The organism is Ilyomonas limi, from assembly GCF_005233845.1.
GTDB classification, from domain to species: Bacteria; Bacteroidota; Bacteroidia; order Chitinophagales; family Chitinophagaceae; genus Ilyomonas; species Ilyomonas limi.
Map to the genome: position 1 here is coordinate 67137 of NZ_SZQL01000018.1, position 15163 is coordinate 82299.

Sequence of the window (15163 nt, forward strand, 5' to 3'; positions counted from 1 at the left end):
ATAACACGTTGACAGTGCGACATGGTTACTTGCAAAACATACAATTTAATACTACACTGCTATTGTAATTAGAATGAACAGAATCGTACTACAATTCTTTTTTACAGATAAAGATGCCCCAGCATATCTTTCTCATGCAAGTGTACTCAATTATCTACAATGTATGTGATTGAGATGCTGATTTATTTACGCAAACGTTTTCATTCCGTGAAGTTCTTTGGACATTTTATTCATGTATTTCTTGCCCAACGAAGTGATTAAGTGTAAATTTTACTTTTATTGCATCAGTACTATAATATGCACCATTAAAACATTGTATTGACAAGCAGTAGCAGGAAAAGAACTGCAATGGAACAGGTGCTAAAGTGGGTTGCGCAGCAATTAATTAAAGAATTTAATTACTATTACTGCAAACGAACTTAACCGAAGTGTATTGAAAAGGTTTTTGGAATACCGTAGTTTCAAATATTACCTATGGAAATTCATGTTTAATTTCATTTTACGCTCTTTCGGAGTACTGCAAAACTTTTCAAGTGTTGAAATGTGAAAGTCTGGTTTAAATTTCTTCCGGACAAATTGAACCGGGTCAGGAAAAGAATTTTTGTAATGCCAATCAGATGATATCCTCAGTGAGGTAAACTTGCCGCTAAAGATCCTTATTAATGTTGCTGCATTTATGTATTCTTCAGGAAGATTGTGTGAAATTGATGCACTATCTGATAAAAGGTTTTCGGCGGGTGTACCCACCCGCCGAAAAGGAAAATAGTTTGTATTACATGTATTAAGCGGAGGTTAACGACAAAATAGAATACTATTAATAACCCGGATTTTGCTCTAAGTCAGGTTGATTGCGGTCAATTTCCGTTTGCGGAATTGGCCAAAACTGGTATTTATCCTCATATTTTGTTTTGATATTTGGAAACAAAGGATTGGGAACAAAACCATTCAGTTTTTCTGTTGCTATTCCCCACCGGCGCAAATCATGATAACGCAAACCTTCTAATGCAAACTCTACCCTTCTTTCGTGCCTGATGCGTTCCCGCATTTCTGCCTGGGATAAGCCTGCGGGCAATGGAGGCATGTTTACATCCGGCCTTGCACGCACCTCATTAACTTGCTGATAAACGCCTGCATCCGGACCTACGGCTTCGTTTTGGGCTTCGGCATACATCAGCTTAACATCTGCATAACGCAGCAGTACAAAATCATTATCATCCAGGGCGCCATAATCGGGGTTAACCATTCCGGGTGTAAGCCATTTTTTTACAGCATAATACCCGTCTATCCAGCTATCTTTTCCCGGAGTAGCTACTGCAAGGTCGCCGGTAAACGGCCATCCCTGTGCCTGCGTATCCCCGATAAAGAAGAATGTCATTGTTTTTCTCGGATCGCCGGGTTCATATTCATTAATCAAATCCTGCGTACCCAATTCGCCTTTCCATTTTTGTAAATGTACTGCCAACGCAACATCCTGGTGTTGCACGTTTGGCAACTGGTATTTTACAGAGAACATAATTTCGGGGCTGGCATTTTGATCGGGCTTATAAAAATTGCCGGCATAATTAGGATTGAGCGAAAACTTTCCACCATCAATGATTTCTTTGGCAAGTGCGGCAGCTTCCGCCCATTTTTCTTCTAATAGTAAAGTACGCAGCTTATAGCCCTGCGCTGTTCCCTTTACTGCATGACCGGTAGTATAAGGCTCATCGGGCAAGCCGGCAATTGCCGAATCGAGATCGGATTCTACCTGCTTCAATACCTCTGCTTTAGAAGATTTCCCTTGGGTAGATTTAAAATCAATCAAAAACGGATCTTCTAAAGTGATGGGAACATTTCCGTAAAGCTGCGCCAGCCATTCATAATAGAAACCTCTTAAAAAGTAAGCTTCGGCTTTATATTGCGTTAATTTATCGCCGGTTAACACCTTTCCTACATTGGCAAGAAAGGAATTGATAGCAGCTATTGCCTGGTAAGAATTTGCATAATAGGAATATACAAATCCACCCGATTGCGGGGTAATACCACCGGTAAGTGCAGAAGTACCGCCACCATAATCGTATTGTCCGTAAGCATCATCACTAAAGTTGTCCCACGACATTATTGTAAACTGCGAAGTGGCATAACCGCCGCCGGGAGCATACAAATAATTGTACAGCCCCGTTAATGCAAGGTCTGCATCCGATTCTTTTTGCCAAAATATGGCAGTAGAAAGTCGGTCAGTTGGTGTGCGGTCTAAAAAACCTTTTTTACAGGAAGATATGGACACTGCTATGGGAAGAAACAGGATATATATTATTGTAATTTTTTTCATTGTAATTCCGTTTAAAAGATTGAACTAAAATTGTACAGATGCACCAAACGTAATTGTTCTGTTTTGCGGATAAGAAACATACGTGCTGCTAAAACTGGTGCGTTCCGGGTCTAAGCCGGGAAACTTACTGGCGGTGAAAACATTGTCGGCTGAAACAAAAACACGCAAATTTTTGATGCCTGCTTTGCTCATAATGGAGGCAGGAAGCGTATAGCCAAGCTGTACATTTTTTAATCTTAAAAAAGAAGCATCTTTTAAGAAATAAGTAGAAGCATAATTCTGAACGGCAGGATAACTATCGGCTACGTAAATCTTAGGTAATGTAGTGGAATGATTTTCCGGTGTCCAACGGTTAAGCCAATCTGTAGTTGGTAGAGAGCCTTGGCGAAATGGCTCAATTCCCCAGCCGTTTACATAAATTTTTTGTCCTTGCGACCCAAACAACTGCGCACTAAAATCAAAGCCCTTAAAGGAGGCGCCCAGGTTAATTGCATATTGAAAAGACGGGTATCTGCCACCCGTATAAGTGCGGTCATCAGTATTAATAATACCATCTCCATTTATATCTTTAATTTTAAGATCTCCGGGAGTAGGCGTAACAGGCTGCGTGGGCGATTTATCAATTTCTTCCTGGCTCTGGAAAATGCCATCCCATTGATATAAAAAAAACTCATCGAGCGGGTGACCTTCTTCGCGAATAGTATTGCCTCCAATTTCGGTTTTTCCAAATTCTTCCAGCTTGTTCTTGTAGGCCTGTATATTGCCTCCTACATACCAGGAGAAATTTTTTCCGATCACATCCCTGTACTGTGCTTCCAATTCAAAACCGGTATTTCTTAAGGCACCATTGTTTATGGTAGGCGCATTTAAACCCAACCAGAGTGGCACTTGCGAAGCACGAAGAATATCAAAAGTGTATTTATTAAACCAGTCGGCTGTAAAAGTGAGCCTGTTATTCAGCACAGTCATATCAAGTCCTACATCAACCACTCTGGTCGTTTCCCAGGTAAGGGAAGGATCAACCAATGTACTGGCAGCAAAGCCTGTTTGTACGGTAGTTCCAAAAACATAGCTACGGTTATCAAGTGTTGCCTGATAGGGATAAGTACCAATGTTTTGGTTTCCTAACTGCCCCCAGGATGCACGTATTTTTAAATCATTCAGCCACGATGCATTCTTAAGGAAATTCTCTTTTGAAATGCGCCAGCCGCCCGAAAAAGAGTAAAACAAGCCCCATCTTGAATCTTTTGGAAGGCGTGAAGTGCCATCGTAACGAATACTTGCGCCTAACAAATACTTATCCTCAAAACTGTAATTGGCATTTCCATAAAAAGAGCGGATTGCCCATGCTGAAGAGGTTCCTCTATTGGTTTGTCCATCTGCAGGACCGGCGTTCAGCTCTCTTAAATCATTAGTAGGGAATTGGATTCTTGACGCATCAATGTTGCTGGCGCCATTGTATTCCTGCTGAAAACCTGCAAGCGCAGAAATATTGTGGCTGCCCAGTTGTTTTTTGTAAGTCAACTGACTGTAATAAACGGTATAAATATTATCAGCCCTGCCTACATTGAGTCCCGGCGTTCCATCGTCGAGGATACCTGCGGGACTTAAATCGTTGTAATAATACGTTTGTACCACCGGCCTGAAATCGTTGTATTTATTGGCATCAAAGTTCATCCCCGCACGGTTTTCCCATTTCAAGCCATCAATAATATCTACATCGAGCGATAGATTGCCTTGTGCATAGTAATCATCGTATCTGATTACCGCATCTTCTGCAACAATGGCAACTGTATTTTTATTACCTAATTCATTTGGATAAGCTCTTTTTATCCAAAGTCCGTCAGCAGTTCTTGGCGGATACAAGGGAGATTGAGCAATAGTAGATAAAAACATATCTGTTCCACCGTTTTCAGGAGCTAACCGGTGGCTATACCGCATCTGGATATTGGTACCGATAGTTATACGCTTGCTTACGCGTGAAGAAAGACCAAAATCCATTGTATATTTCTTTTCATTAAAACCAATCATCACACCATCCTGATCGGCGTAGCCTATACTCAGGCTGTAATTGGTATTTTCTGCTCCGCCGGTCATATTCAGATAATGATTTTGAACCGTAGCTGTTCTGAATACATCGTTTAGCCAGTTATGATTTGGATATTTTACGCGGTCGGTAGCATCTTTATATAAGTCAATTTGATCCTGCGTATATAAAGGTTGCAGCCCGGAATTAAGTCTCGCTTCATTGGACAATTCCATAAACCGGGCAGAATTGGTAACCAAATCGGGCAATGCTGTTGCTTTTTGTATTCCCAAACTGTAGTTGTAGTTGACGCTAAAACCGCTGTTCGGCTTGCCTTTTTTTGTTTTAATTACAATTACACCATTCGCACCCCTGGAACCATAAATAGCAGCCGATGCAGCATCTTTAAGCACCGAAACAGATTCTATATCGTTAGGGTTTAACACACTCAAACTGCCGGGCAAACCATCTACAATGATCAACGGAGCGGTACCTGCACCGCTAAAAGTTCCTACACCGCGTATCAGCAGGCTTACACCTTCATTACCAGGCTGTCCCGAATTTTGAACTACCTGAAGACCTGGCAATTGACCTTGCAATAAAGTAGCGGGGTTTGTTTGTACGCGCTTATTTAACTCGTCGCCGCTTACAGTAGCCACGGCGCTGGTAAGATTTCGCCTGCTTTGCGTATTGTAGCCTACCACTACTACTTCATTTAGTTTGGTTTCGCCTGGTTGTAATACAAAAGAAAGCGGCTCACTTCCATTAACTGTGATCTGTTGATTGATATAACCAACAATAGAAGCTTCTATAACATCGCCGGCTCTTGCAGCAATAGTAAACGCTCCATTGTTATCGGTAACAACTGCTTTGTTTGTATTCTTATTAGTCACCGATGCATAAGGCAAAGGCTCATTGGCAGCATTGGTTACGCGACCACTGATATTGGTTTGAGCAATTGCACTTGTAGCAAAAAGAAAAATCAGCACGTTGGAAATACAGAGTAAAAGCAATGTTTGTAGAAGATTTTTGTGTGGGGAATTCTTCATAGATTAGCAATTGTAATTATTAAAATGATTATGCTAATTTAGTTCACCACATACGATAAGCCTTATGCCCGGTTACCTTCTTTAGGGTTTTTATTATCAGCAACTATTCAGCGGAAAAAGATGAAAGTGCTTATTCAAGCGCTTAGCGGGTTAATGAGCGTATTATATGCGTCGCTTTTCCAATAACAAGTTTTTTTCATTTATTCATTTATTTGATTTTCTAAATTGTTAGTATAAAAACATTTATGGAAGTAACGTGAATGCAGGCTTTCTCAATAACACCTTTTATTTACTTTTATTTTTAAACTCATAAAACCTTACCCAATCAATTTCCATTTCTACAGGTAAATTGTCAGGATCTATTTTTCCTACCCAATTGCCGCCAAGCTGCATATCAATGAGCAAATAATGTTTGCCATCTGCATACGGGAACTGCGCTTCTTTATCGGTTTTTATGCGTGGGTAGGTAAAGGTTTTCTTATCGTTTACATAAAACACAAGACTATCCACATATTTTTCTACTGCATAGGTATTAAATTCGTTGGGATTGATAGCTGCGGTTGCGTAGTGTGGCGGATTGTCCTTGATGTTAAGCGTAACGGTGTAGTATGAATGAACGGTTTGATAAACGATACTATCAAAATTCAACCGTTCCATAATATCTATTTCGCCGCCTGCCGGCCATTCGGCATTTTCCGCCAGCATCCAGAAAGCCGGCCATGCACCTTTAGCCCCATTCAGTTTTGCCCTCACTGCTAAGCGTCCCAACCCAAAGACAACTTTATCTTTGGTGTACACTCCGCCGGTAAGATATGTTGAGGTGTCATCTGGCAAGCTATTGTTTTTAATGCCACGCAGTATCAGCTTTCCATTCCGCATACCATAACAAGAATCAAAATCACTCATGTGCCTGTTCCAGTCGCTGGTACCGCGAGGAATCTTTGACCACCTGGTAATATCAAACGATACCGGCTGGTTGAAATTTTCTTCCCACTGCAACGCACTTTTTTGTACGTAAGCAGGCTTTGAACATGCCCAAAAAAAAATCAATGCTGAAAGCACTGTAGCTGAAAGGAATTTTTTACTCATTGAAAAACTATTTTAACAGAGATGTATTTGTTACACAGCACGGACAATTTGTTTATAATAGATTTCCTATCGCATCATACGATACACTGTGCATGCATGTGCTTCGAGCTGATAAGAAAGCTTATCTGTTTTCTTTACAGTTTTGTTTTGAAAAACTTCTTTTGCAGCAGTAAAGGGTTTCCATATATCAAGGTCTTTTTGCAGGCTTAACAAACCAGACTTAGGGCTATTACTTCTATTTAAAATACAAATAGCCACATCGCCATTAGCCAATTCTTTTTTCAATACCTGTATATCTTCCTTTTTATAAATTGTTTCTGCCTGTTTACCCAGGCTGTCCTGATTGACAGCAATAAGGTCTTTGTTGGTTAGCAACTGCAAGGTTTCTGCAGAAAGGTGGCGCAAATCGGAATTTACAATTAGCGGTGCAGCCAACATGCACCACAATGCAAAATGCGACTTGTATTCTGCCGGAGTACAACCTTTACCATTCGTGCCTGCATTGGAAGACGAACCTTTGCCATATAAACCCACCATCAGCAAATCAGGGTCGTTCCAGCTGCCGGGGCCGGCATATTGCGTTAAGCCTTCCTGCTGGTCGAATACTTCCATAATGCCGGTAAGATTTTTATTATTCGATTGCCAGGTATCCCGCAGGTCCCAGGTGGTTCTCCATAACTGTCCGCCTGCAGCGCTTGCCCAAAGCCAGGGCTTACGCTGTCCCCATTCGCAAATGGCATATACAATAGGGCGACCTGTTGCCTTTAATGCATCGCCCATTTTTTTATAACGGGCAAATGCCGTTGTTACATCTTCCGGCGCATTACAGTAATCGTATTTGAGATAATCAATACCCCACGAAGCAAATGTTTTTGCATCTAATTCTTCAAAGCCATAACTGCCTGTAACACCACCACAGGTAAGCGGCGCAGCATCGGAATAAATACCCAGCTTTAATCCCTTTGAATGTACATAATCAGCCACCGCTTTCATCCCATTGGGAAAACGCACCGGATCGGCAATCAGCCTGTTTTTATTATCCCGTCCTCCTGTCCATAAATCATCAATGATAATGTACTTATAGCCTGCATCTTTCATTCCATTGGTAACCATCGCATCGGCTATTTCATGTAACAGGGAATCACTTACTTTCTCTTCAAACAAATTCCAACTGTTCCAGCCCATAGGCGGCGTAGCACATAACATAGCAGTACTGTCTTGTGCTTTAATGGAAGTGTATGTTGCCAACAGCAGGCAGAAAAAAAGACAAATTGTTTTCATTCTCATCAACAAATTAATTTATAAAGTCAAAAACTATTTGGTAGTGTTCATAATTGTATGGTAGCAGTTTTACCATGATAGCATCATAGGAACATAGAAAGAAACACATAAAAAAGTTATGTAAAATATTATGTTTCTATTGTGTTTATGTAGTTTGTTATGCAATTGAAAACATAGCAATTATTCTACTCATATCCATTCTTTAAAAGAATCATTCCGCCAGGATTGCAAGCGAGCGTTACAAATCCATCGCCGGTATTTTTTACTTCTACATTCCTTTGCGAAGCAATGACCATCGTTTTAAAAGGCAGCTTCAATTTGGTAGTACCACCTTTTTCCGAAATGACTTTTACTTCATCTGTAATGCCATTTGTTTTTTTTGCACTTATTAAAAAAGCGCCTTCTGCTCTTAAACTATCAAATGAAACATTTTGCCAGGAGGAAGGCACCGCAGGAAAAACCTGTAGATATCCATTCCTGCTTTGTAATAATAATTCCTGCACACCTTGTGCAAAAGCAAAATTGCCTTCAAGTGTAAACGGGCGATACGTGAAGTTGGAATACTGTCCGCCTTTTTGATCGCCATTTAAATGGAAACTATTGGGTGAGCAAAAATTAGAAGCAAAGATTTGTAATTGTTTTACTGCTTTATCCCCTTCGTACGCTCTTGCATACAAACAAGCCATCCAGGCAAATGAATATCCGCACCAGTTTTTGGTACCTTTTTCTTCCAACTGCTTAAAAGAATTATCAATAATTGTTTTATGCTTTGGATTATTTATATCCAATAATGCCAACGGATAAATTGCCATGTACGGCGATAGATGCCGGTGCGATTCATCTAAGTTTTGCCCCGGTGCTATGGTAAGTCCTGTTTCATTTACATCATAATCCGGTAACTGCTGAAGTACCTGTTGCCAGTGAGCAGCCTCGTCCGTCTTGCCCGATGCTTTTGCCACTTCGCTTGCTGCAGTGAATAAAAATTTTGCCAGCGATAAATCATAGTTTGTCCAGTTTAAAAACCATGCATTAACGTTATTGTCGTTATACTCCGGGCTTGAGCTTAATGGCAATTTTCGGATGCCGTTTTTTAATGGCGCAATGTTTTCCATGTAAGTAGCCACCTCATGAATGTAGGGATAAGCTCTGTTTTTCAGAAACTGTTCATCCATTGAATATTTCCATTGCCAGAAAAAATGCTGCGCACCCCACGCACCTATCGTTGGCGATAAGGAATATTGAATCCATCCACCCATCGGTTCTCCATCAAGCGTAACTACCCCGGGAACATTCAAGCCTGCAACCCCGAAATATTGTTTGGTGTATTGCTGATTGTTTGGTTTGATTTTCCATAACCAATCGGTATATGTTGCAGCTTCCTGCAAATGATTGCCGGTGTAAGAAGGCCAGTAACTGAGTTGCGTATTCAGGTCGTTGTGAAAATCCCCTTTCCATGGCGGAAGGCTGCCGTTATCTGCTGTCCATACAGCTTGCAAAGTGATTGCAGGTGCGCCTTTTCGGGACACACAACCCAACTTGTATTGTTCCAGATAATATTGTTTTTCGAGCAATGTATCGGGAATATTGATGGATGATTGTGACCAGAAATTTTTCCACCAGTTTACATGCGCATCCCATTCTGTTGGCTCTGATGCTTTAGCACTTAATGAGGAAAATACAGCGGGCTTATCATTCGAAATAGTCCAGGTGCCGATAATTTTATTATCCCGTATTTTTTTCCATTGTATCAACACCTCATAGTAGTGCCCGTTGTAAGTGGGTTGATGATACTGTATAGTATTTCCTGTTTGTGTAACAGTACCTTTTACATAACCAAGCTTTTGCAAACCTTCACCGGCATGGCTGTTATCATTTTCATGCTGAGTTTGATTGCCGGTATAATTAGGTGTGATAAGATGGGGTGCGATAAGTGCAGCTATTTTATCAACCGCTGCTGCAGGTACATGTTCAAAACTAAAATAGCCTTGAGGCTGTAATGCATGTATATAACAATTAAACACCACACCGTTTTGAAACTTTACAGTATTAAGCGCAGTTTTAATATCGAGTACATTGGAGACTACAATTCCAAGAGAGCTAATGTCAAACTCTATGGCAGCCGCCGGCAGTTTGGTGGGATAAACAGTATTATCATAAGGCGCATCGCCGAGTGCATGTACAGTATCATAATCATTTGCCAATACATGTTGTGTAACCCATTTGAAATTAAATGCAGAAAGGTCTAATGCTTTGCGCTCATCCCACAAGTCTGCCCTGTCAAGCGAAAGCCGCAGCCTGCTATCTTTTTGCCAAACCAAAGCGCCCAGCATACCATTGCCCAATGGCATTGCTTCGTCCCATCTTGTTGCCAGATGCTTGAACTGCAAGTTATATGCAGGCTCCGGCTGGGCAGATAACTTCAGCACACAAAAAATACAACAAAAAAGAGTAATTATTTTTTTCATCAGTTACTATTTAAAATCTGCGGTTTACTGGTAAGGGCCAATAAAGCAACCATTACTAACAGTCTTTTATGTCCTATTACCGTATAAGTATCCATCTTATTGTTTAACCGGATTGCTATCAGCAATGCTGCTTCCCTTTCAGGCTGACATACCAAAATTAGCCTTGCCTCCGATAAAATTACCAGCCCTCTATCTGTATTGTCTTTTTAGCTTTACAGATGAACAAAAGTCTTAAAATACATTTCAGCATACATTACTTTACTTCTGCCTTTGCCTGCTGAACCGGATGTACCCTTACATCTGCAAATGAAAAAGTCTTACCCTGCCAATCTTTGCCTAACGTTGCTTTCAGTGGTTTTTTATCTATATAAATCAGTTTATGCGAGCCTTGGAAAACAGCACGCCACGTAATCGTTTTTTGTCCGTTATTACTGAGCGAAGACTTCTTTTTACCTGAATGAGTTAGGTTGATCATCGTGCCGCAAACAGGTACATTATACGTTTAATACTTCACTACTTGTCAAAATACGTTTAGTAAAGTAAGTAAACCAACACCTTTAGATTAAAACATATACCGTATGATTTATGCACAAAAATGCACAATAGATTGCTGTCTGCACTCATCCCTCTCTCTGGCCAATGCCCGGCTGCCTAAGCACCTCATCACACAACCCTTAAGATAACTGGTGGTTATTATGCAACCCATAGCGATTGCTGCGCTAAACATAGTTATTGCAAGCAATAAATCCGGATTATTATTGAACAGCAGTGCGCTTGTTATTTAGCTGCCTTCCTGTTATGATAACCAATAGGCGCTCCTCCCCTGCCGCTGTATGTGAACCGATTAGCTGGATAGAGATTGATTGGCCATTTACATGTAAAAGTCATCATTAAACGCAAAGATTGCTTATCTGTTGTGACTTCATTTTTACCTCCCTCTAAAAAAAATTTCACCTCTTTTTTCATCTGCCTTATAACATTGCTACATTGCAGCAAACTAAGGTAATCCGCCTTCGTTTTTTAATTTCCATTGCTTATGAAAATTTATAGAATAGGCGCTTTATGCAGTTGCGTATTGTTACATTCTTTTTCTTTTTCGCAGGATACTGTCTCACTAACAAAGGCACTCGCCTTAAGAGATGCTTACCACTACGGCAGAGAAGCTGTATATACCGATGCGCTGGCATATCAGTTATTTAGCAATACGCTGCAGCAACCATTAGCAGGGCAAGCGCTTGATATAAATGCTAAAGCCGACTCTTTAAAGTGGGAAGCTGCTACAGCCGACAGCAACAATATATTCAGCAGCCGCGGACGCTACTTCAACAATCGTTATTTATATTTTACATACAGGGCAGATAAAGAAGGCGCTGCTATACTCAACACTACCGGCAGCAGCAGTGTATTTGTAAACGGTGTATTACATGCCGGAGACCCTTACGGTGCAGGCTGGCTCAACATTCCGGTATGGCTTAAAAAGGGAGAAAATCAAATCATAATCCGTGCTTATGGAAGAACAAAGGTCAATATCATCAAACCAAAAAAGCTTATTAGCCTGCAGGTGAGTGATGCTACTCTGCCCGGCATTGTTTTAAAACAGCAGGATAGCCTGTTGAAAGGTGCAATAGTGGTGCTCAATGCTACAAAACAGCCATTAATCAATTATACAATTACAAGCACCATCGCAGGCAAACAAAGTGTAACCAGCCTGCCTGTTGTACCTGCCATAAGCAGCCGCAAGGTTATCTTTACAATTGATCCATCGGCTGTTGATGCTACTGGCAAATATGATTGTGTATTAAAACTAACCGGTGCAAATGCAGCAGACCAGCAAACAATTACTATTGAAGCAGTGAATGCTACAGACAGGTACAACAATACTTTTATAAGTAATATAGATGGCAGCCTGCAGTATTTCGCAGTTACTCCGCAGCGTTCCAGGAATACAGCTAACAGTGCATTGTTTTTATCGGTACATGGTGCCGGCGTAGAAGCCACAGGACAAGCCGCTGCTTACGATTATAAAGACTGGGGCACTTTGGTAGCAGCTACCAACCGCCGTCCGCGTGGTTTTAACTGGGAAGACTGGGGACGAATAGATGCGCTTGAAGTACTGGATATTGCTACCCAAAAATTTAATCCCGATCCGGAACATATTTTTCTTACCGGACATTCTATGGGCGGGCATGGCACCTGGTTTTTAGGCGCCACTTATCCCGATAAATGGGCTTCCATTGGTCCATGTTCGGGTTATCCTTCACTCAAAGATTATGGCTCTGCTGATGGTAAAATTCCCGACAGCAGCCGTCTGCCGGCAGAAAAAATGGTATTGCGTGCCGGCAATCAAAGTGATGTACTAAAACTTATTCACAACTATAAGCCATTTGGTGTGTATGTGTTGCATGGCGATTCGGACCATGTAGTGCCTGTACAGTTTGCACGGCAAATGCGCGACTCTTTGGGTACTTTTCACACCGACTTTGCATACCACGAGGTGCCCGGCGCAGAGCATTGGTATGGCAATCAGAGCGTGGACTGGCCAGCATTATTTCAGTTTTTTAAGGATCGCCAGCGCCTGCCCGATAGTGCGGTAAACGAAATTGATTTTATTACTTCCAGTCCTGGCATTTCTGCTGCTTATCGTTGGGCATCGGTGCTGCAGCAAATTCATCCGCTGCAGTACAGTCATATTGTATTAAGAAGATACTTAGATAAAGACTCTATAGCTGGTACTACCGAAAATGTGCAGGTCTTACAACTTAATTTGAAAGATTTCGAAAGAAATAAACCTGTAAAAATACAGTTAGACAGTTTGAATACGCTTACTATAACTGCAGCAGGCAATACGAACATAATTTATTTAAAGCGGAATAATGATACCTGGATAATTGCAAGCAGACCAGATGAAACAGAAAAGAATCCTTTACGCTATGGCACCTTCAAGGAAGCGTTTAACAACAGGATGGTTTTTGTGTATAGTACCGGTGGTACTAAAGAAGAAAATGAAAATACGTACCACAAAGCCATTTACGATGCTGAAAGCTGGTACTATCGCGGTAATGGAGCAGTAGATATAATTGCCGATAAAGATTATACACCTGCAAAATATAAAGGACGAAACATCATCATTTATGGTAATGCCAACACCAATAGTGCATGGAAAACCTTGCTGGCAAACTGTCCGCTGCAGGTAAGCAGAGGCAAAATAACAGCAGGTGATAAATCATGGGCGGGCGATGACCTCGGTGCTTATTTTGTATGGCCGCAGGCAGATGCGCTTACCAGCGTAGGTGTAGTTGCAGGCACCGGCATTAAAGGTATGAATGCAGCTTCCGCCAATCAGTATTTCGCTGGCGGCAGCGGCTTCCCCGACTTTATGGTTTTCAGGCTTGCCATGCTAAAAGATGGCGCTAAAGCCATACAACTTGCCGGCTATTTTGATAATAATTGGAAATTGAGTAATAGTGAGATGGTGGCCACTGAATAACTCTTGAGACTTTCATCAAACGTCATTTTTTTTCTGTCAGTACCTTTTGCAGCTTCTCTTTCCCTGTCTTCCGAATGAAAGATCATCCGTAGAAACTGGTCTTTGGTAAGGTAAGCAATCGTCCAGCCATAGAGTGTTTTAATTTTGTTGTTGTAATTGACGAGTGATATGAGGTGTATAAACAACCAGCTTAACAATCCAGGCAATCCGCCAAAGTGCAGTTTGTGTTTGAAGAGGTCTGCCACCGCATAGTTTCTGCCAATGATTGCCATCTCACCTCTATCAAAATAATCGAAGGGTTTCATCGGTTTGCCTTCTGCAAGGCGTTTCAGGTTTTTCGCCAGTTGCGTTCCCTGCTGAATGGCAGGCTGCGCTAACTGTGGGTGTCCCTGCGGGTAAGCAGCATCACCAAACTGAATGCTGATATCGCCAACCGCATACACATTATCATAGCCCTGCACCCTGTTGTAATCATCCGTTATCATGCGGTTACCTTTATTGATGCTACTGATGGAAATACCATCGAATGTATTGGCTATAACACCGGCTGCCCAGATAAGTGTTTTGGCTTCAATGATACTGCCGTCTGACAGGTGCACTTTATCATTTTCGAAAGAATCAACTCTTGTGCTGAGTTTCACATGCACACCCATTTTTGTCAGCCTTTTCAAGGCATCGGCATGTGATTGGTCGCTCATGGGCTGCAGCAGATTGGGTGCTCCATCTACTACATGAATCTCCGTTCCTATGCTTTGCAATTCAGGATAATCTTTGCCAAAAATGTACTGCTTAAATTCAGCCAGCATACCGGCTACTTCTACGCCTGTTGGCCCGCCACCTGCAATAACCACGGTAAGTAGTCTCTTTCGTTCCGCCGGATCTGTTTCAACAGATGCTTTCTCCAATACTTTAATAAGCTCATTGCGCATTAGCAAAGCGTCATCAATGCCCTTTAATGAAAAAGCATTTCGCTGTATTACTTCATTGCCAAAGAAGTTGGTCTTAGAGCCGGCAGCCAGTACCAGTATATCATACGTCAATACGGCACCATCATGCAGATAAACGCTATTGGTAGCTGTATCAATGGAAGTTACAGTTGCCATCCTGAAATAAATGCCTTTGTTTCTAAACAACTTGCGGAATGGATAACTGATACTGGACGGCTCTAAAAAACTGGTGGCCACCTGGTATAGGAGCGGCGTAAAATAGTTGTAGTTATTTTTGTCAATTAATGTAATATCATAATAATTGCTGTTATATAGATGCCTGATAAAGTTGAGCCCCGCAAAGCCGCCGCCTGCAACAACGATGTGCTTTTTATTTGCTTTTATCGTATTCATATCAGTATGTTTGAATAATGATTATCTGTAAATAAAACTGCTCAAGCTGGCAACTTTGCCAGGCCGCTCCCATCCGGTAATCAATACATTTGCGCTTCACAAAGGTATTCCAATA

At 41.4% G+C, this 15163-nt stretch carries 8 protein-coding genes; 1 reads left to right on the plus strand and 7 read right to left on the minus strand.

What is annotated here, in order from left to right; all coding sequences use genetic code 11:
• Positions 1–814: 814 nt before the first annotated feature.
• The 6 genes from FC093_RS18965 to FC093_RS18990 all read right to left on the minus strand — a co-directional run bounded on the left by FC093_RS18965 (position 815) and on the right by FC093_RS18990 (position 10696).
• Complete coding sequence (locus tag FC093_RS18965) at positions 815–2311, minus strand: RagB/SusD family nutrient uptake outer membrane protein (RefSeq protein ID WP_137263384.1); 1497 nt, start codon at positions 2309–2311, stop codon at positions 815–817.
• A gap of 24 nt (positions 2312–2335) precedes the next feature.
• Positions 2336–5386: a SusC/RagA family TonB-linked outer membrane protein gene (locus FC093_RS18970; RefSeq protein WP_137263385.1), complete on the minus strand. Its 3051-nt coding sequence runs from the start codon at positions 5384–5386 to the stop codon at positions 2336–2338.
• Positions 5387–5671: 285 nt separating this feature from the next.
• Positions 5672–6475 (minus strand): glycoside hydrolase family 16 protein, encoded by an 804-nt coding sequence (locus FC093_RS18975; RefSeq protein ID WP_137263386.1) that lies wholly within the window; start codon positions 6473–6475, stop codon positions 5672–5674.
• A 66-nt stretch (positions 6476–6541) separates the two neighbouring features.
• Complete coding sequence (locus FC093_RS18980; RefSeq protein ID WP_137263387.1) at positions 6542–7756, minus strand: glycoside hydrolase family 27 protein; 1215 nt, start codon at positions 7754–7756, stop codon at positions 6542–6544.
• 185 nt (positions 7757–7941) lie between these two features.
• Positions 7942–10221, minus strand: coding sequence for a glycosyl hydrolase family 95 catalytic domain-containing protein (locus FC093_RS18985; protein ID WP_137263388.1), 2280 nt, complete (start codon positions 10219–10221; stop codon positions 7942–7944).
• Between the two features lie 253 nt (positions 10222–10474).
• Positions 10475–10696, minus strand: coding sequence for a hypothetical protein (locus FC093_RS18990; protein ID WP_137263389.1), 222 nt, complete (start codon positions 10694–10696; stop codon positions 10475–10477).
• 561 nt (positions 10697–11257) lie between these two features.
• On the opposite strand from FC093_RS18990, the gene FC093_RS18995 reads away from it, so the two are divergent.
• Positions 11258–13708: an alpha/beta hydrolase-fold protein gene (locus FC093_RS18995; RefSeq protein WP_206106627.1), complete on the plus strand. Its 2451-nt coding sequence runs from the start codon at positions 11258–11260 to the stop codon at positions 13706–13708.
• Here FC093_RS18995 and FC093_RS19000 read toward each other — a convergent pair.
• Positions 13654–15048 (minus strand): NAD(P)/FAD-dependent oxidoreductase, encoded by a 1395-nt coding sequence (locus tag FC093_RS19000; protein ID WP_137263390.1) that lies wholly within the window; start codon positions 15046–15048, stop codon positions 13654–13656. The genes FC093_RS18995 and FC093_RS19000 overlap by 55 nt on opposite strands.
• Positions 15049–15163 lie beyond the last annotated feature (115 nt).

Coding starts and splice junctions, on each gene's coding strand:
- FC093_RS18965 (WP_137263384.1), bottom strand. CDS start 2,311: ATGAAAAAAATTACAATAATATATATCCTGTTTCTTCCCATAGCAGTG.
- FC093_RS18970 (WP_137263385.1), bottom strand. CDS start 5,386: ATGAAGAATTCCCCACACAAAAATCTTCTACAAACATTGCTTTTACTC.
- FC093_RS18975 (WP_137263386.1), bottom strand. CDS start 6,475: ATGAGTAAAAAATTCCTTTCAGCTACAGTGCTTTCAGCATTGATTTTT.
- FC093_RS18980 (WP_137263387.1), bottom strand. CDS start 7,756: ATGAAAACAATTTGTCTTTTTTTCTGCCTGCTGTTGGCAACATACACT.
- FC093_RS18985 (WP_137263388.1), bottom strand. CDS start 10,221: ATGAAAAAAATAATTACTCTTTTTTGTTGTATTTTTTGTGTGCTGAAG.
- FC093_RS18990 (WP_137263389.1), bottom strand. CDS start 10,696: ATGATCAACCTAACTCATTCAGGTAAAAAGAAGTCTTCGCTCAGTAAT.
- FC093_RS18995 (WP_206106627.1), top strand. CDS start 11,258: ATGAAAATTTATAGAATAGGCGCTTTATGCAGTTGCGTATTGTTACAT.
- FC093_RS19000 (WP_137263390.1), bottom strand. CDS start 15,048: ATGAATACGATAAAAGCAAATAAAAAGCACATCGTTGTTGCAGGCGGC.